This is a genomic window from Faecalibacterium sp. OM04-11BH (genome assembly GCF_003482185.1).
GTDB classification, from domain to species: Bacteria; Bacillota; Clostridia; order Oscillospirales; family Ruminococcaceae; genus Faecalibacterium; species Faecalibacterium tardum.
This window is the reverse complement of sequence record NZ_QULS01000011.1, coordinates 1-18,053: the sequence shown is the minus strand read 5'-3', so window position 1 is coordinate 18,053 and position 18,053 is coordinate 1. Positions and strand designations below refer to the sequence as shown.

At 58.3% G+C, this 18,053-nt stretch carries 16 protein-coding genes; 5 read left to right on the top strand and 11 right to left on the bottom strand.

What is annotated here, in order from left to right:
* Positions 1-359 precede the first annotated feature (359 nt).
* Together DXB44_RS10085 and DXB44_RS10080 are read right to left on the bottom strand one after the other, a co-directional pair.
* Entirely contained in the window at positions 360-641 is a 282-nt protein-coding gene (locus DXB44_RS10085; protein WP_055186819.1) for a helix-turn-helix transcriptional regulator, read from the bottom strand.
* Positions 638-997, bottom strand: coding sequence for a type II toxin-antitoxin system RelE/ParE family toxin (locus DXB44_RS10080; protein WP_199680596.1), 360 nt, complete (start codon positions 995-997; stop codon positions 638-640). The genes DXB44_RS10085 and DXB44_RS10080 overlap by 4 nt, the downstream gene beginning before the upstream one ends.
* A gap of 688 nt (positions 998-1,685) precedes the next feature.
* On the opposite strand from DXB44_RS10080, the gene mgtE reads away from it, so the two are divergent.
* The gene (mgtE, locus tag DXB44_RS10070; protein ID WP_097778949.1) at positions 1,686-3,260 is read left to right on the top strand and encodes a magnesium transporter; all 1,575 of its coding nucleotides are present in this window, start codon (positions 1,686-1,688) and stop codon (positions 3,258-3,260) included.
* 144 nt (positions 3,261-3,404) lie between these two features.
* On the opposite strand, the gene DXB44_RS10065 is transcribed toward mgtE, so the two are convergent.
* On the bottom strand, positions 3,405-3,992 hold the full coding sequence (locus DXB44_RS10065) for a hypothetical protein (protein WP_147366441.1): 588 nt from the start codon (positions 3,990-3,992) through the stop codon (positions 3,405-3,407).
* A 235-nt stretch (positions 3,993-4,227) separates the two neighbouring features.
* On the opposite strand from DXB44_RS10065, the gene DXB44_RS10060 reads away from it, so the two are divergent.
* Both DXB44_RS10060 and DXB44_RS10055 read left to right on the top strand, forming a co-directional pair.
* Positions 4,228-4,872: a rhomboid family intramembrane serine protease gene (locus DXB44_RS10060; protein WP_243111117.1), complete on the top strand. Its 645-nt coding sequence runs from the start codon at positions 4,228-4,230 to the stop codon at positions 4,870-4,872.
* A gap of 99 nt (positions 4,873-4,971) precedes the next feature.
* Positions 4,972-5,937, top strand: coding sequence for a hypothetical protein (locus DXB44_RS10055; RefSeq protein WP_097778951.1), 966 nt, complete (start codon positions 4,972-4,974; stop codon positions 5,935-5,937).
* Between the two features lie 247 nt (positions 5,938-6,184).
* Here DXB44_RS10055 and DXB44_RS10050 read toward each other — a convergent pair whose 3' ends face one another.
* Positions 6,185-6,703, bottom strand: coding sequence for a gamma carbonic anhydrase family protein (locus tag DXB44_RS10050; RefSeq protein ID WP_015537101.1), 519 nt, complete (start codon positions 6,701-6,703; stop codon positions 6,185-6,187).
* A 107-nt stretch (positions 6,704-6,810) separates the two neighbouring features.
* On the opposite strand from DXB44_RS10050, the gene DXB44_RS10045 reads away from it, so the two are divergent.
* Complete coding sequence (locus DXB44_RS10045; protein WP_118658636.1) at positions 6,811-8,103, top strand: D-alanyl-D-alanine carboxypeptidase family protein; 1,293 nt, start codon at positions 6,811-6,813, stop codon at positions 8,101-8,103.
* A 337-nt stretch (positions 8,104-8,440) separates the two neighbouring features.
* Here the strand turns inward: DXB44_RS10045 and DXB44_RS10040 are convergent, their stop codons facing one another.
* From DXB44_RS10040 to DXB44_RS14550, 7 genes are all read right to left on the bottom strand, one after another.
* The gene (locus DXB44_RS10040) at positions 8,441-9,208 is read right to left on the bottom strand and encodes a biotin--[acetyl-CoA-carboxylase] ligase (protein ID WP_097782775.1); all 768 of its coding nucleotides are present in this window, start codon (positions 9,206-9,208) and stop codon (positions 8,441-8,443) included.
* Positions 9,205-9,696 carry a YfcE family phosphodiesterase gene (locus DXB44_RS10035; protein WP_118658635.1) on the bottom strand — a complete coding sequence of 164 codons (492 nt, stop codon included), beginning with the start codon at positions 9,694-9,696 and terminating at the stop codon, positions 9,205-9,207. The genes DXB44_RS10040 and DXB44_RS10035 overlap by 4 nt, the downstream gene beginning before the upstream one ends.
* Positions 9,697-9,718: 22 nt before the next feature.
* Complete coding sequence (gene rsmI / locus DXB44_RS10030; RefSeq protein WP_118658634.1) at positions 9,719-10,567, bottom strand: 16S rRNA (cytidine(1402)-2'-O)-methyltransferase; 849 nt, start codon at positions 10,565-10,567, stop codon at positions 9,719-9,721.
* 15 nt (positions 10,568-10,582) lie between these two features.
* Positions 10,583-11,257, bottom strand: a complete 675-nt coding sequence (locus DXB44_RS10025) for a methyltransferase (RefSeq protein WP_242958510.1) — start codon at positions 11,255-11,257, stop codon at positions 10,583-10,585.
* Positions 11,258-11,566: 309 nt separating this feature from the next.
* Positions 11,567-11,737 (bottom strand): 4Fe-4S binding protein, encoded by a 171-nt coding sequence (locus tag DXB44_RS10020; protein ID WP_006735241.1) that lies wholly within the window; start codon positions 11,735-11,737, stop codon positions 11,567-11,569.
* 271 nt (positions 11,738-12,008) lie between these two features.
* Positions 12,009-12,950 carry a stage 0 sporulation family protein gene (locus DXB44_RS10015; protein WP_118658633.1) on the bottom strand — a complete coding sequence of 314 codons (942 nt, stop codon included), beginning with the start codon at positions 12,948-12,950 and terminating at the stop codon, positions 12,009-12,011.
* Positions 12,951-13,434: 484 nt separating this feature from the next.
* On the bottom strand, positions 13,435-13,623 hold the full coding sequence (locus DXB44_RS14550; protein ID WP_158581890.1) for a hypothetical protein: 189 nt from the start codon (positions 13,621-13,623) through the stop codon (positions 13,435-13,437).
* 367 nt (positions 13,624-13,990) lie between these two features.
* On the opposite strand from DXB44_RS14550, the gene DXB44_RS10010 reads away from it, so the two are divergent.
* Positions 13,991-17,935, top strand: a complete 3,945-nt coding sequence (locus DXB44_RS10010; RefSeq protein WP_118658632.1) for an efflux RND transporter permease subunit — start codon at positions 13,991-13,993, stop codon at positions 17,933-17,935.
* Positions 17,936-18,053 lie beyond the last annotated feature (118 nt).

The following is an 18,053-nucleotide window of genomic DNA, read 5'->3' as shown; positions in this document are numbered from 1 at the left end:
AATTTGCCTTTGCCGTGCACAGAACAGGCTGAACGTTTTGCCCTGTACCTGACAGAACGGTCGAAAAACCTGATTTCATTCCCCTCCTTTTGCGCAGGGGCTTGAGATACCAAAGCGCCCGCGAGGGCCCTTGAGAGCACACCCCGCGTGTGTCAGGAGCATAAGGTCTGCGTGCAGATACCTTGCTCCGCCTGCGGCATAAGACCTGCCTTGCAGGGATCTTGCCCCAGTGAAAAAACTGCATCAGTTTTTAGCGCCCCGTTCACCGCAAGGTGACCGGGGCGTATTTTTGTGCAAATGAAACTATAAGCCCGGAGCGTCCGCAGACGCTCCGGGCTTATAGTTTGACGAAATAAAAGTTATTTGTTCGTCACAAATTCAATTTTGACATTCATCCCCATACCAGCCGCAAGGCGCTGCAAGGTGCGCAGAGAAGGATTTGCATTCCCTCGTTCCAGTTTGCTGATATCGGCCTGTGCAATGCCGGTGCGCTCCGAAAGCTGTTTCTGGGTCAGACCGCTTTCCTTCCGGGCATCGAGCATAGCCTGTGCAATGGTAAGCTCCGGCTGAAGAGCATCCCATTCGGCCTTAAAGGAAGGCCGCTGTAATTGTTCATTCAAATAATTCCGAAAATCACTCATGAGGAACTCTCCTTTCGATAAAAATAGTCCGCACGATACTTTTGCGCCAGTGCAATTTCCTCCGGCGGTGTTTTTTGCGTCTTTTTGACAAAGCCATTTGTCAGGATGATCTGATGCCCGACCACGAAGAAATACAAGATGCGCGTTATGTTGCTGCTTTGCTTGGCACGCAATTCAAAAATACCATCTCCCAATGATTTGGAATAAGGCTCCCGCAGTTGTGTGCCATTGGTTTCCAATAGAGAGATCGTGCCTAAAAGCTTTGCCAGCATTTTGTCGTCCAGTGTATTCAGAAAATCACGAACCGGGCAGCTGCCGTCTGCTTTATAATAAAAATTTACTTCAAAAGCAGACATTTTCAGCATCCTTTCCGTTTGGTGGTACCCTACTATTATAATATAGGATAAAACAAATATTGTCAAGAAAAGTTTTTATCACAAAATCTTCCAGAATTTTCCGCTTCCTTTTTACAGTTTCTTCATAGCTTCTTAACGAAATGAATGGTGAAAGCTGTTATACTTTTGCCATGGGAAGCGGGGCCGCAACCACTTCCCAAGTAACATGATTCCTCCTCACACCAAGGCAATATCCAAGCAAAACACCCTTCTCTGTGCGCCGCAACACGGAGAAGGGTGTTTTGTTTCTGTAAGACGCCGTAAAAATCTTTGCAAAACCTCGCTTTAGGGTTGACCCCATTTTTTTGCGGCGCTATAATAAAAAAGGATATAGCCAGTGCAGCGCCTGGCGCGGGTGCTGCGGAATTTACGAAAACTGGGAGGTGAACGCAGGACAATGGACCCTGATCATAGTCGAAGTAGCTCCACCGATGCGGTAGATCGGACAACAAAAAGTACTGCGTTCGCCTTTTTGCCCCCGGCGGCTTAAAAAGCCCCGGCATAGGAAAGGCGCGGCTTTGCGTGCGCGGAAACGGCTGCTTTTGCGGCATTCCGGCACCGGGCGGCGCGTTTTTTGTTTCCCGACCTGCTGCATCCTCCGGCGCGGAGAAAGCGCTCCGTGCCGTATAGTGTCCAGAGGAGGTAGCCCATGGAAATGGAAGAAAAGAAGCTGGAAACCAACACGGAACAGAACCTGCCGGTGCAGGAGCTGCCCGCCGATATCCCCGCCGAGGTGCGTCAGAAGCTGGCCGAGGACCTGAACGAGGAAGCCACCGAGGACCTGAAGCAGGATATGCGGGAGGCAGAGCGGGAGGAAGCCAATGACGAAGAGGTCAAGGCAAACCCCGAGATGCTGACCAAGAGCCGTCTGCTGAAGCTGCTGATCAAAAAGCAGTACGTCAAGCTGCGCGAGGTGACCGAGGAAGAGCAGCCCGCCGACTTAGCCGAGCTGCTGGAGGAGCTGGACGAGAACAACCGTCTGGTGGTATTCCGTCTGCTGAAAAAGGAAGTTGCCACCGAAGCTTTTGCCTATATGTCCGACGAAGCCCGGGACGATCTGGTAAACGCCTTCTCGGACGTGGAGCTGGTGAGCGCCATCGAGGAGATGAGCTTGGACGATGCCGCCGACCTGCTGGAAGATATGCCCGCAGGCGTGGTCAAGCGGGTGCTGGAAAAATCCTCCCGGGAGACCCGCGAGAGCCTGAACAAGCTGCTGAACTACCCGGAAAGCTCTGCCGGCAGCCTGATGACCCCGGAATATGTGCGTCTGCGCATGGATATGACGGTGGAACAGGCTTTTGCCGCCATCCGCAAGCAGGGCGAGAACGCCGAGACCGTCTACACCTGCTATGTGGTGGAGAGCAACCGGCTGCAGGGCGTTGTCTCTGCCCGCAATCTGCTGCTGGCAGACCCCAAGACCCCCATCACGGAGATCATGGAGGACAATCTGGTCACCGTGAAGGTCACTGACGATCAGGAGTTTGTGGCCCGTGAGATGCAGCGCTACGACTTTACCGCCATGCCTGTTCTGGACAACGAGGGCATGTTCGTGGGTATCATCACCATCGACGATGCCATCGACGTTCTGACCGACGAGAGCACCGAGGATATGCAGAAGATGGCTGCTATTCTCCCGGATGACGACGCCACCACCTACTTCGGCACCAGCGTGTGGACCCACGCAAAGCAGCGCATCCCGTGGCTGCTGATTTTGATGCTGTCCGCTACCTTTACCGGCATGGTCACCACCCACTACGAGGAAGCCTTTGTCAGCCTGCCGCTGCTGGTCTCCTTCATGCCCATGCTGATGGATACCGCCGGTAACTGCGGCAACCAGATCAGCACCCTGATGGTGCGCGGTCTGGCACTGGGCGAGGTAGAGCCCGCCGACTTTATGCGGGTGCTGGCCAAGGAGCTGCGGGTGTCTGCCATCGTGGGCGCAGTGCTGGGCATCGTGAATGGCCTGCGCATCTACCTGATGTACACCTTCCTCTTCCCCGGCCAGTACGCCAACGTGATGGGCTACGCCATCGTGGTCAGCGTATCGCTGTTCTTCAGCGTCATTCTGGCAAAGCTGGTGGGCGGTATGCTGCCGCTTGCCGCCAAAAAGCTGGGTGCCGACCCCGCCATTATGGCTACTCCCTTCATCACTACCATCGTGGACGCTTGCAGCCTGATCCTCTATTTCCAGATCGCACAGCTGGTGTTCCGCAATATGATGTAAAGAAAAAAGCAATGCCGGACGGTCTGCGGACCGCCCGGCATTTTTTGTGGGGAGCTCCCTCAGTCAAAACCTATCGGTTTTGCCAGCTCCCTCTGGGAGGGAGCCTCTGGCGCGACGGCAAAGTTTCTCATTGCTCTTGAAACTTTAGCGATAAGGCTGGCGGCGTGCGCCCTCTCCGTCTTTGCTTCGCAAATCCACCTCTCCCAAAGGGAGAGGCAAGAGCGCTGCCGGAAGCTTTCTCATTGCACCTAATACTTTAGTATCGAGGTTAACGGCTTGGCTCTCCCTTCGGGAGAGCTGGCGCGGGAGCGCCTGAGAGGGCGAGGGGGGGAACTCCTCCGCCGCGCCTGCGGGGTAAAAACAGTGTGGAAAACCACAGTTTGTGTCCGTTTTCCACACCGGGTTTTTCTCCCCGGCGGTTTGTGGAAAACTGCCCCGGGGGAGATTCCAGATTGGAGAAAAGCAAACCCGTAAGCCGGAGTAAACTGTAAAAAGAAAAGAAAAACCTTCGACTTTCTTTTTTATAAAAGGCAGATTGCCCACATTTTTGCCCACAAATTTCCAGAATGCGGCGGCATCCATTACGGCTTGTATAGGGCTTTCCCCCACCGGATGTGGAAAACTATGTGGAAAAGGTGGAAAACATCGTTGGAAACTGCGCCTCTTTTTCACAAAAACGGTGGAAAACCCGGTGGAAAAAGTGAAAAGTTCATTCCAGACCGGATAGTCCATACAATTTTCGGTTGTCCTTTTGGGACTTGAAACCCGCATGAATGCTGTGCTTTTCCCGCCTTTTCCACACTCCGGCGGCTGCGGTGTGAAAAAACTGCGCGTGCAGCCTGTCTGCCGGGAAAGAAAGTGCAGTTTCAACGCCTTCCGCGTGGATTTTCTTGAATGCGGGGGCCTGTCATGGTAAAATAGGGGTAACATGAAACTGGCGGGGCATCCCGCAACGGAGGCGAAACACATGAACAACTGGCTGAACAGGCTGGAGCGCAAGTATGGCCGCTATGGCATCCCGAACCTGACCAATATTCTGGTGGCGGGGCAGATCTTAGTGCTGGCCATCGAGCTGTTTGTTGACCGTACCATTTCCTTCTGGCTGGGGCTCAGCCGCAGCCTGCTGCTGCAAGGGCAGGTCTGGCGGGTGATCAGCTTTATATTCATTCCCTTTTCCGGCGGCAGCATCCTCAGCGTGGTGCTGGGCATCTACTTCACATGGTTTATCGGCACGGCGCTGGAACGGGAGTGGGGCGATTTCCGCTACACGGTGTATCTGCTGTCCGGCGTGCTGGGCACGGTGCTGGGCTGTCTGCTCACCGGCGTGACCGCCAGCACCTACTGTCTGTCTCTCTCCCTGCTGCTGGCTTTTGCCATGCTCTACCCGGAGGTGCAGCTGCTGCTCTTCTTCGTCATCCCCATCCGGGTGAAATATTTCGGCGTTTTCGCGGCAGTGCTGTGGGTGTTCGGCTTTCTGGGCGCATCCCTGCCCGGCAAGCTGGACTACCTGTTGTCCATGCTCAACGTCTGGCTCTTCTTTGCCCCCATGGCCTACCGCTCCCTCCGCGCATGGGTGCGCCGGGAGCAGTGGAAGAGGAAGAATAGAAGGTAAATCCTCCCGTGAAAATGGAATCCCGGAGCGTCCGCAGACGCTCCGGTATTCCGAAATATAAAATAAATCTTACCGTCTCACAAAAGGAGTACCCTCATCATGATGCTGGACCGCATGGAAGGCAACGCAGAACTGAAAACCAGCGTGCAGCAGATGCTGGCCACCCGCCGGCTGACCCATAGCGTGCTGCTGGTGGGCGAAGCAGGTCTTGGCACCGGCTTTGCCGCCCGCTGCATCGCCGCCGACTACCTCTACCCCGCCGGCGGTGCCGCCGCCGAAGCGCTGCTGCGGGGCGAGTGCTGCCGCGCCGTGGCAAAAGCCGGTAAGCGCGACAGCGGCACGGTGGAGACCGGCATCGTGCGGGAAGCCATCTCGGTGTCCGGTATGGGCAGCGGCGGGAAGTATCTGGTGGGTCAGGTCACTGCCATGCGCAGCGAAATTTTCAACACCAGCCTTTCCGCCGAGGGGCGCGCCGTGCTTTTGTATCATGTGGAGCGGATGAACGAGGAATCTGCCAACGCCCTGCTCAAGGTCATGGAAGAGCCCCCGGAAGGGGTGCTGTTTCTGCTCACGGCGGATTCTCTGGCCAGCGTGCTGCCCACCATCCGCAGCCGCTGCGTCAGCTTTGCGGTGGCACCGGTGTCCCCCGCCGACTGCACCCGCTACTGCGCGGCGCAGGGGGTGGACAAAAAAACAGCCGCACTGTACAGTGAGCTGTTCGATGGTCATATCGGCACGGTGCTGGCGGTCGCCCGGGACGAAGCCCGCGCCGCACAGGTGGAAAAGGCACTGGAGCTTGCCCGCGCCGCCGCCGCCCGGGATAGCTACACCGCCGCTGTGCTGCTTGCCGCCTACGAAAAGGATAAAGCTGCCGCCGCCGCCCTGCTGACCGATTTCCGCGCCGTGGCAGCGGCAGGTCTGCGCAGCAGCCCCCGCGCCCCGGTGCAGGGCACACAGGCGCGGCAGGCGGTGCGTCTGGCAGATGCCGCCTTGCAGCGGCTGGGCGCACAGGTAAACCCAAAAGTGGTGCTGACGGTGTTTGCGGCAAAGCTGCGCACCGTTTAAATAACGAAACAACAAGAAATCCCTCCGGCGCTTGCGGTACACCGGAGGGATTTCTTGTTTGGGGTATTGCTTTGGTGTGAGGAGGAATCATGTGCGGGGAAGTGGTTGCGGCCCCACTGTCCCTGCAAGATACAGTATACCCGATTTTACGAAAAAAGTCATTACATTTCTGTGAAAAATCAAAAAAGTTCTTGAAACTTTGTACCGCAGTGCGAAAAAATACAAAATGAAACGTTTAAGGAAACCCTCACCCGTTTTTCATCTGCTCTGCGTGCAGTTTTCCGTGCTCTACATAGTGCGCGGCGTTGTGCAGGTTGGCTTCCACCTGCGCGGCGCTCACCTGCTTGATGACCCGGGCGGGCACGCCCACCGCCACCGAGTTGTCCGGGATGACCATGCCCTCCGGCACCAGCGCCCCTGCTCCGATGATGCAGTTTTTGCCCACAACACAGTGGTTCAGCAATGTGGCGTGCATCCCGATTAAACTGCCGTCCCCTACGGTGCAGCCGTGCACCAGTGCGCAGTGCCCTACCGTGACGTTTTCGCCAAGGGTCACGCAGCCGCCAATGTCGCAGTGCAGCACCGCGTTGTCCTGCACGTTGCTGTTTTTGCCGATGGTCAGGGTGCCGTCATCCCCGCGCAGCACCGCACCGTACCAGACGGTGGAGCCGGGCTTTAAAACCACATCTCCCTGCACGGTAGCGCTGGGGGCTACAAAAGCTGCGCCTTCATCGCGGGGCGTTTTTCCACAAAAGGATAAGAACATTGTTAAAAACCACCTTTCTCTTTTGGTTCTTTTATGGTATTCTTATAAGTAAGGAACAAAAATGTGCGCGCCGGTTTTGCCGGAGCGGGATTCAAGGGGGTACCTTCATGCTTCACAACACGTTCTGCCGCCGGTTGGCGGCACTGGTGCTCACGCTGGCGGTCGCCGTCAGTGCAGTGCTGCCGGTATTTGCAGTATACCCCATGCCCGTCCAGACTGCAACAGAGACTGAGGCGGTGTATCTGTTCAACGCGGACACCGGCAAAACCATCCTGAGCCAGAACGCCGACCAGCAGAAATATGTGGCAAGCCTGACCAAGCTGATGACCGCCCTGCTGCTGGTGGAAAGCGGCAAGGACCTGAACGGTGAAGTGACCGTGCCCACCGATTTAACGCAGGAGTTCAAGGATATCCAGAACGCCAACGGCACCACCATAGGGCTGCGCATCGGCGAGACTGTGCGCCGCATCGACCTGCTGAACGCCATGCTCATCGTCAGCGCCAACGACGCCGCCAGCGTCATTGCGTGGGACGTGGGGGGCAGCGTGGTGGGTTTTGTGCAGCAGATGAACGCCCGGGCGGCGGAGCTGGGCTGCACCGGCACGAACTTTACCTGTGCCCACGGCCTGTTTGACTACGGCAACGTGTCCACCGCGCAGGATCTGGCAAAGATCGCCGCCGCCTGCGCGGAGAACCAGACCTTTGCACAGGTGGCAGGTACCGCCAGCTACGTGCTGCCTGCCACCAACCTGCGCAAGGCCGAGTACACTATCAGCAGCTCCAACAGCCTGATGAACAGCGAAAGCGACAACTACCGGGAGTATGTCCAGTGGGTCAAGGGCGGCTTTACCACGCTGGCAGGCCGCTGTATCGTGGCCTTTGCCCAGCAGGACGGCCACAGCTACGGGCTGGTGATCCTTGGCTGCGACACGCTGGATCACCTGTTTGCCGCGTGTGACGACCTTTTTGACTGGGCCTTTGCCAGCTTTGCCGACCGGCCGCTGGTGGATACCAAGACCGTGCTGACCACCGTAGACCTGAACAAGTGCCGCACCGAGCCGGCTGTGGAGCTGTACGCCGCCGCACCGGTCAGCGGCTACGGCCACAGCGACGATAAGGTAAGCTATTCCTTCGACCTGCCCGAGAGCGTCTCTGCTACCGTCAAGGAGGGCCAGAAGCTGGGCACCGCCACCGTCTATCTGGACGGCTACGAGGTGGGAAAGGTAGACCTTGTGACCCACCGGGAGTATGTGTCGGACTTCCGCACCGATATCAAGGCCACCCTGCTGCTGCTCTGCGCCCTGATCCTGATTCTGTGCGCACTGGGCTTTGTCACCCTGCGCTGCGGCGGCGGGATGACCCTTAACCAGCGCCGCCGCCAGATGAAACGGAGAAGATAAAAAATAACTCCCTCAGTCAAAACCTGACGGTTTTGCCAGCTCCCTCGGAGAGGGAGCCTCTGGCGCGGCGGGAAGATTTCTCATTGCGCTTGAAACTTTAGTGACAGGGCTAACGGCGTGCGCCCTCTCCGTCATCGCTGCGCGATGCCACCTCTCCCAAAGGGAGAGGCAAGAGCACTACCGGAAGCTTCCTCATTATTCCTAATACTTTAGTGCTGAACTTTACGGCTTGGCTCCCCCTTCGGGGGAGCTGGCGCGGGAGCGCCTGAGAGGGTTAGCTCACTAGAAATAAGCAAAAGGGGCTGGTGCACGGTTGTGCATCGGCCCCTTTTTATAATTATACTGCTCCGTAGATGCCGTGCACCGACACTTCCCCGGTGAAAACGTGCTGCTCGCCGGCATCGGTGCGCACCACTAAACGCCCCTCGGCGTCCACGTCCACGGCTTCGCCTGCGCCCTGACTGCCGTCCGGCAGGTCAAAGGTGACCCGGCGGCCCAGATTGATGCAGGCGGCCTTGTACTCCTCCCGGAAGGGCGCAAAGCCGTCCCGGGCAAAGGTGTACAGGTTGCGGTCAAAGCCGAAATCGGTCAGCCCCTCCGCCAGCCATGCGGGGTCGGTGGCAAGATCCACCGCAGCGCCCTGCAAGGCCAGCGAGGTGCCGTGGGGCAGGTCGGCGGCGTCAAAATAGCTCTGGGGCTGGGCAAGGTTGATGCCGATGCCGCACAGGATGCCGCGCCCCTGCTGCTGGTAGCCGTAGCTTACGCTCTCGCACAGGATGCCCACGATTTTTTTGCCGTTCAGCAAAAGGTCGTTGGGCCACTTGATCTGGCAGTCCACGCCGTAGCGCAGCTGTAACTGGCGGCGCACCGCAAGGCTTGCCAGCAGCGGCAGGGTGGCAGGCTGTGCCAGCGGCTCCTTGATGGCCACCGTGTAGTACAGCGCCTTGCCCTCGGCGTTTACCCAGCTGCGGCCAAGCCGCCCGCGCCCGGCGGTCTGGTTTTCGGTATACACCGCCGCAACGGGGCCGAACTCCTCGAAATGTTCCTTTACATAGGCGTTGGTGCTGCCGCATTCCGGCAGATAGCGCACCTCGTTGATGCTCATTGCTTGGGTACCTCTTTGTGCTCATAGGCGGTCACTGCGCCGTTTTCCAGCGTCAGCAGACCGTAGGTGTCCGGGCCGGTGTAGCACCGCCCGCAGGAGCCGGGGTTGAACAAAAACACATTGCCCCGCTGCTCTGCGTGGGGAATATGGGAATGGCCGAACAGCGCCACCTCTGCCCCGCGGGCTGCGGCAGCATCTGCCAGCGTATCCAGATCGTATTTTACGCCGTACATGTGACCGTGCGTATAGAAAACCACCGTCTGATCAAAGGCCGCAAGGCCATCCAGAGGCTCCAGCGCACCGTAATCGCAGTTGCCGGCCACGGAGTACACCCGTAGATGGGGGAAAAAGGCCAGCGTCTGTTCCAGATCCCGCAGGCCGTCCCCCAAAAAGATCACGGCATCCACGTTGTTCTGCTCTTTGTTCAAAATGCGCTTAATGGCGTCACGCGCGCCGTGGCTGTCGCTCAGGACCAGTAGTTTTGTCACGGAAAGATATCCTCCTCTATACTCATTCGGCAGTCTGCTGCAACAACAGCAGCTGCTTGTAAACTTCGCTCTTGGAATAGGCTGTGCCCTGTGCAGCAGTCTTGGCGGCGGCAGAAGCGCTGAAACCCTCGCTGGTCAGCGCAAAAGCGCGCTGTGCCGCCTGTTCCAGGGTCAGCTCCTCTTCCTCGGCGGCACCGGCGGGCGCACCCGCCATCACCAGCACATACTCGCCCCGGGGCTCGGCGGCGCGGTAGTGTTCCACGGCTTCGCCCAGGGTGGTTTTCCAGATCTCCTCGTGGAGCTTGGTCAGCTCCCGGCACAGGGTAATGCTGCGCTCTGCGCCAAAGGCGGCGGTCAGATCGTCCAGCGTGGTGCGCAGCTTGTGGGGCGCTTCGTAAAAGATGACGGTGCGCTTTTCCTGCAAAAGCTCAGCCAGACGCTCCTTTTTCTGCTTGCGGTTCACCGGCAGAAAGCCCTCGAACACCCAGCGGGAGGTGTCCTGCCCGGAGACTGCCAGTGCGGTAACGCAGGCAGAAGCGGCCGGGATGGGAACTACCTTGATGCCCCGCGCCAGTGCGTCCCGCACGATGACCTCGCCCGGGTCGGACACGCAGGGCATGCCGGCGTCGCTGCACAAGGCGCAGCTCTCCCCTGCCTCGATGCGCTGCAAAATGGCTTCGCCCTTCTGTAAGGCGTGCTCGTAGTAGCTGACCATGGGCTTTTTCAGCCCCAGATAATTCAGCAGCTTCATGGTCACGCGGGTGTCCTCGGCGGCAATAAAGTCTGCCGCGCCAAAGGTGGCAGCCACCCGGGGCGGCATATCCTCCAGATTGCCGATGGGGGTCGCCACGATGTAGAGAGTTCCTGCCATAATTACCTCCTGAATTTATCGTCCGTACAGCGCCGCTCCGGCGCGGATGAGCACGTCCGGCTCCACCCGCAGGCCGGTCTTGCGGTTCTTCTGGGCTTCCACAAGGAACAGCCACGGAGCGTTTTCCGGGGCGTTCTTCACAAAGGCCAGCCGCTTGGGTTCCAGCCGGTGCGCGCGCAGCACAGCCAGCACCTCGGCTAAGCGCTCCGGGCGGTGGCACAGCGCCAGCCGCCCGCCGTCCTTCAAAAGGCGGAAGCCGCAGGCACAGACATCCTCCAAAGCGCAGGTGTTTTCGTGCCGGGCAAGGGCGTGGGCGGCGTTCTGGCTCTGCGGCCCCTCGGTAAAATAAGGGGGATTGCACGCGCACACGTCAAATTGCCCCTCGTCCTGCCGCCATGTGCGCAGGTCGGCACAGGCGGGGGTGATGTGGGTGAGCTGCTGCTCTTCCACCGCTGCCGCCAGCAGGGCACTGCCCTCGGGCTGCAACTCCAGCGCGGTGCAGGGGCCGCGGTGCCCCCGGTCGTGCCATTCCAGCGCCACGATACCGCAGCCGGAGCACAGGTCTGCGGCTTTCTGGCTGCGTTTCGGCTCACAGAAGCGTGCCAGCAGCAGCGCGTCCGAGCCGAACCGGTGCTCCGGGGTGCAGTAGACCATAGTTCTATTATACAAAACTTCCGTAGAATGTTCCATAGACAGTGTGCCGTTTCCCTTCCAAAAAATGCAGGGTATTTTCCTGCGGAATTTGTGCATGAAACAAAAAGCGGGGCGGCTGCACAGCATTTTGTGCAGTGCCTCTTTTGCGGTGGACGATCAGGAATGGCCGCCGCGTGTGCTTTGGCCATGTTCAGCGGGAAAATATTTTTTGATTCAGCAGTTCGGCGCGTCTGCAGACGCGCCGAACTGCGTTTTTCATGAATTTACTTTATGATACCACAAAAAAGGACTGCTGCACAGATGTGCAGCAGTCCTTTTTGATGCGTTTTCAGCAAAAACTACTGATTATTCAGCAGCGATTGCACCAGTGGGGCAAGCACCCTCGCAAGCACCGCAATCGATGCAGGAATCAGCGTTCACAACTGCAGCGCCGTTCTCGATGGTGATAGCGCCAACCGGGCAAGCGCCCTCGCAAGCGCCGCAGCCAACACATGCGTCAGAAACCTTGTGTGCCATAATAAACTCTCCTTTTTTATCCCGTGCCGATGTAATTATGAAGAAACGTACCTTGGCACGGCCACGCACGCCCCCCGGAATTTGTATCCTTGTCTGCATTCTAACAAAGCAGGCCGGAAAAGGCAAGACTAACCGTGTTGCCACAACCACAAAATAAAATATTTTGTGGGGTTGCACAAAAGCACGGCCTAACTTATAGCCAAAATTGCCGGAGATTTTTAGCGAAAATCACGAAGCCTAGTTAGTTTTATAATACTAACCGCCCGGATGCTTATTCCTTCTCGCTATTGCGGCGGCGGGGGCAGGCGGGGCGCTTTTCGTCGTCGGAGCTTGCCACCACCGGGGCGGGGTTGCGCACGCCGGAGTAATCATCGTCCGGGTCGGGACGGCGGGGCGGGCGCTTGCCGCCGCTCACATACTCGCACACGCCCACCTTGTAGTACCGGGGGGCAAGGCTCTCGGTGCCGCAGCGCACCCGCAGGTAGCCGGATACCGGATTCACCTCCAGCACAGTGCCCAGACCGTCCGGGGTGCGCACCGTGCTGCCCACCATGGGCATGATGCTGTTCAGGTACTCGTAGGCGCTCTCCTCGTAGGCAAGGCAGCACATCAGACGGCCGCAGGCACCGCTGATCTTGGTGGGGTTCAGCGAAAGCCCCTGCTCCTTTGCCATCTTGATGGAAACGGGCTGGAAATCCTTCAAAAAGCGGCTGCAGCAGAAAGGCTGGCCGCAGATGCCCAGACCGCCGATCATCTTGCTTTCATCGCGCACGCCGATCTGGCGCAGCTCGATGCGGGTGTGGAAGATGCCGGCCAGATCCTTGACCAGCTCCCGGAAGTCCACCCGTCCGTCGGCGGTGAAGTAGAACATGATCTTGGAGCGGTCCAGCGTGTACTCGGCTTCCACCAGCTTCATCTCCAGCCCGTGGCGGGCGATGCACTCCTGACAGGTGTGGTAGGCGCGCTTTTCGTCCTCACGATTCTGGCGCATCCGGCGGATATCCACGCTGTCCGCCATGCGGGTGATGGGCTTCAGCGCCTTGGGCACGGCGGCATCCGCCAGCTCCCGCACGCCCTGCACCACCTCGCCGCACTCCACGCCGCGGGCAGTCTCCACAATAACGTATTCCCCGGTGTGGATGACAGCATCGCCGGGATCAAAATAATAGCTTTTGCCGTTTTCCTTGAAACGGACCGAAATGACTTTTTTCATAGTGTTCCTCGTTTTTGTATCGGATAAGCCCCTTGCAAGGGGCAGCTTTTTCAGTCTGCTGTTAGTATACCATAATCAAAAGCACATTTCTATGCAAAAAGAAAAGTCTTTATACACCTATGACGGGACGATTTAGAATGTGCTCCGCTGCGCTCTGCACATATTCAGCGGAAAGAATATTTTAAATTTCGCGTTTGTCGCGCTCTGCGGAGCGCTCCAAACGCTATTTTCACGGGAAGGGTCGTAGAGGGAAACGGCATTTGCAGCGCCGCTTTCTACGAAAGCGCGGCGCTGCGGGAAAGCACTGCCAGTCTGCGCCCTCATCCGGCGCTGCGCGCCACCTTCCCCCGACCGGGTGAAGGCTTCAGCGGCAGCGGCAAAGCTTCTGGCTAAAACGCAAAGCTTGCGGGCGCGTTTGCTCCCCCGGGGGGAGCTGTCGCGCAGCGACTGAGGGGCTTTAAATCGGCGGAGCCGGAAAAAACGGTTAAAAGATCTTCACGCCGAACAGGCGTGAATCTTCAGTTTTTTCCGGTGTAGCCCTCTTCTTGGGGGTTAAAAGGGGCGAGTAGCCCCTTTTTCGTGGCTCCAGCGCGTCGAAATCGCTGGCACTTTTCTGGTTCTCTTTTGGTGTCAAAAGAGAACATCCCTCGACAAACAAAAGCTTTCCGGTCAAACCGCAAAGTTTCCGGTCACGCCAGAGGCTCCCTCCCCGAGGGAGCTGGCAAAACCGTCAGGTTTTGGCTGAGGGAGTAAAATTTCCCCTCCCCTGCAATGATCCACCCCGCTCAACCGTATGCAGTATGGAAAAGGTGTCGAAATTTTGTCCGGCGGCAGAGGGGAGGAAGGCAGGCAGACTGCCGGTTTTGGGGCGGCAAAGTTGTGCGTTTTGCAGATTTTGACAGAACTTTCGCAAAAGATTCGCTGCCCCGCTATTGAAAGCACACGCCTTGCGTGTATAATAGGAATGTTAGGAACCCATTGCCCCCAAAGAGGGAGGAACTGTTGCGCCGGGCGGTGCGGCAGAGAAACGGTAGGATAAGATGGAAAAATTCAGTGTCAAAAAACCATTTACGGTGCTGGTTGCAGTCATCATGGTGCTGATGCTCGGCTTTGTGTCGGTCACCAAGATGAAAACGAACCTGCTGCCGGATGTCAGCACCCCGTACCTGATGGTGGTCACCGTGTATCCCGGCGCCAGCCCGGAGCGTGTGGAGAGCGAAGTCTCGGACGTGCTGCAAAACGCGCTTACGGTGCCCGGTGTGGAAAAGATCACCGCCACCTCGGCTGAAAACTACAGCCTGCTGCTGATGAAGTTCGTGGATGATACGGACATGAACAGCGCACTGGTGCAGGTGTCCAACAAGCTGGATCAGGCCAAAAGCGACCTGCCGGATACCGCCCTGACCCCTTCTGTGATACAGTACAGCATGAACATGAACGCCTTTATGACCGTGGCTGTCAGCCGCGAGGGCAGTTCGGTGTATGAGCTTTCTGACTTCATCAAGAACACCATGACCCCCTACGTCCAGCGCAAGGGCGGCGTGTCCAGCGTATCTTCCAGCGGCCTTGTGGAGCAGCTGGTGCAGGTGCAGCTGAATCAGGAAAAGGTGGATGACATCAACGAAAAGTTGATGGAACTCATCGACACCCAGCTGGAAGCGGCACATGCCCAGCTGGAAGAGGCCGAGGCCAAGATCAAGGCCGGCCGCGCAGAATACGATAAACAGTTCAAAAACTTCGGCAATACCGTGTCCAACACGGTCATGGGCACCCTGAGCTCTGAGGTCGGCAGCGCCGTAGAGGTGGTGCGCAAACAGGCCGAAGCACTGCTGCAAAGTGTCAACAACCTGATCGCCGTGGTCAAGGAGCCTGAGGTGCAGCAGGCCCTCATTGAGGTGCAGGCCGGTTTGCAGCGGGTGCTGGACAAGTTCAACAGCACCGGTATGCGGGATATCGACTCTCTGATCGAGATCGTGTCCGAGCTGCGCGATATCACCGATAAGCTTTCCTCTGCTTTGCAGACCCTGCAAAACCGCATCAACACCGAGACCGGTACGCAGGGCGAAGGCGCCGAGGATCTGGTAGACGAGCTGCAATTGCAGGACAGCCTGAACGTCATCTATAAGACGCTGGAGGACACCATCAAGGCCATGGATAACGTGCCCGGCATGATGACCGAGTTCTCCAAAGCGCTGGGCAACTTTACCCAGCAGCAGATGGTCGCCTATATGCAGTTTACCGAAGCCCGCGAGCAGCTGAATGAGTACGAAAAGCAGCTCAGCGAGGCCAAGACCCAGTACGAGGCCGCCAAGGAAAAGGCGCTTGCCAGCGCCGATGTGACCAAGCAGCTGGATATCAAGACCCTTGCCAGCCTCATCTACGCCCAGAACTTCTCCATGCCCGCCGGTTATGTCAAGGACGAAAGCGGCGAGTCGTGGCTGCTGAAGGTGGGCGAGGAATACGACAGCGTGGAGGATATCCGCGGTGCACTGCTGCTCCATGTGGAGGGCTACGGCGACGTGCGCCTTTCCGATGTGGCAGATGTGGAGATCATTGACAACGCCGCCGACAGCTACACCCGCCTGAACGGCGAGCAGGCTTCGGTGCTGAAAATTTACAAGGACGACAGTTCCAGCGCAGGTGACGTATCTGCCAACTGTCTGGATGCTTTCAAGGAGCTGGAAGCCCAGTACGATGGCCTGCACGTTGTGGTGCTGTCCAATCAGGGCAACTACATCAGCATCCTGATCAAGAGCATCCTTACCAGTATGCTGGTGGGTGCCGTACTGGCCATCGTCGTGCTGGCCATCTTCCTGAAGGACGTCAAGCCCACGCTGGTGGTCGGCGTCAGTATCCCTCTTTCGGTGCTGTGCGCCGTGGTGCTGATGTACTTCACCGGGCTGGACCTGAACGTCATGACGCTGGCAGGCCTTTCGCTGGGCATCGGTATGCTGGTGGATAACTCGGTGGTCGTCATTGAGAACATCTACCGTCTGCGCGGCCGCGGCGTGCCCGCTGCCCGCGCTGCGGTGCAGGGCGCACGTCAGGTGGGTATGTCGGTCGTGGCCTCTACCCTTACCTCGGTGTGCGTGTTCCTGCCGGCGGTGTTCTCTGCCAGCCTCATCCGCAGCCTGATGGGCCCCATGTCCCTGTGCATCGGCTACTGCCTGATGGCTTCCCTCATCGTGGCACTGACCGTGGTGCCTGCTGCCTCGGCTACCGTGCTGAAGAATGCCCAGCCCAAAAAGCTGGCATGGTTCGATAAGATCCAGGACGCCTACGGCCGCAGTCTGGAAAAGGCGCTGAAAAATCGCTTTATACCGCTGGCAGCCGCCGTGCTGCTGCTGGTGTTCTGCTGCTGGCGGGTGGTCTCCATGGGCATCGTGCTGCTGCCCACCAGCACCAGCAACGAGGCTATGATCAACCTTTCCACCACCGACACCCTCTCGAAGGACGAGTCCTACGATGTGGCCGGTAAGGTGGTACAGGCTGTGATGGCTGTGGACGGCGTGGAGGAGGTAGGCATTACCCCCGACAACACTGTGGCGGGCATGGATGTTTCCAACCTTGGCCTGCCCTCCACCATCACCGACCTGCTGAACGCTGCCAACGGCTACGGCAAGTATAAGATCAACGTCAAGCTCAACGAGGAGCTTTCTTCTTCCAAGATCGACGCCGCCTGCAAGGCCATGGAGGACGCTGTGGCCGGGGTGGCGGACTGCACCGCCACCGTCCAGCAGTACGGCATGACTGACGACCTGACCAGTCAGCTGTCCACCGGCCTGACTATCAAGGTCTACGGCACTGACGCCGAGACCCTGACCGCCCTGTCCGAGAAGGTCATGGATATCGTAAACAGCACCGATGGCTTCCAGAACGCCACCAACGGTCTGGGCGTGGGTGATTCCACCATCATCCTGCAGGTGGACCGCGATAAGGTACGCGCCAACGGCCTGACCGTTGCGCAGGTGTACCAGCAGATCGCGGCAAAGCTGACCACCACCACCACGGCACAGACCCCTGTTACCGTGGACGGCACCACCATGGATGTGCAGATCAGCAACAATCTGGACCCGCTGACCAAGGAAAACATGATGGATATGACCTTTGAGACCACCGTCATGTCCGCCGACGGCACCACCGCCACCGGCACCTGCAAGCTGTCGGATATCGCCAGCTGGACCACCGGCACCGCACCGGACTCCATCACCAGCGAGAATCAGAACCAGTTCGTCACCGTCACCGCCGAGACTGCCCCGGGCTACAACACCACGGTGCAGGCGCGTGCCGTGAAAAAGGCGCTGGATGCCTTTGCCCTCACCAACGAGATGCCGGAAGGCTGCTCCTTCTCCATGGGCGGCGAGAGCGACAGCGTCAACTATATGACCGACGAGATGATCCAGTGGATGGCACTGGCACTGCCCTTTGTCTACCTTGTCATGGTGGCACAGTTCCAGAGCCTGCTGTCCCCCTTCATCGTGCTGTTCACCGTGCCGCTGGCCTTTACCGGCGGTCTGCTGGGCCTGCTGCTCACCGGCCAGCAGCTGACTATGATCTCCATGATGGGCTTCATCGTGCTGATGGGCACGGTCGTCAACAACGGCATCGTGTTCGTGGACTACGCCAACCAGCTGCGCATGGGCGGCATGGAGCGCCGCGCCGCACTGGTGGCTACCGGCAAGACCCGTATGCGCCCCATCCTGATGACCACCCTGACCACCGTGCTGGCCATGCTGCAAATGGTGTTCAGCAACGATATGGCAAGCCAGCTGATGAGCGGCATGGCCATCGTCATCATCTGCGGCCTGAGCTACGCCACCCTGATGACCCTGTATATCGTGCCGATCCTGTACGATATCCTGTTCAAGAAGCCGCCGCTCAACGTGGATATCGGCAGCGACGAGGACTTGGACGACATCCCGGACGATGCCGCCGAGTTCATTGCCGCCCAGTCCTCTGCGGCACAGCCCCAGCCGGAGGCATAAGGCATACAGCCCGTGTAACCAAAGCGCCCCGCATTTCCACCGGAAGTGCGGGGCGCTTTTTGGTATTGTGGGCGCACGCCGAGGGATGTTCTCTTTTGACACCAAAAGAGAACCAGAA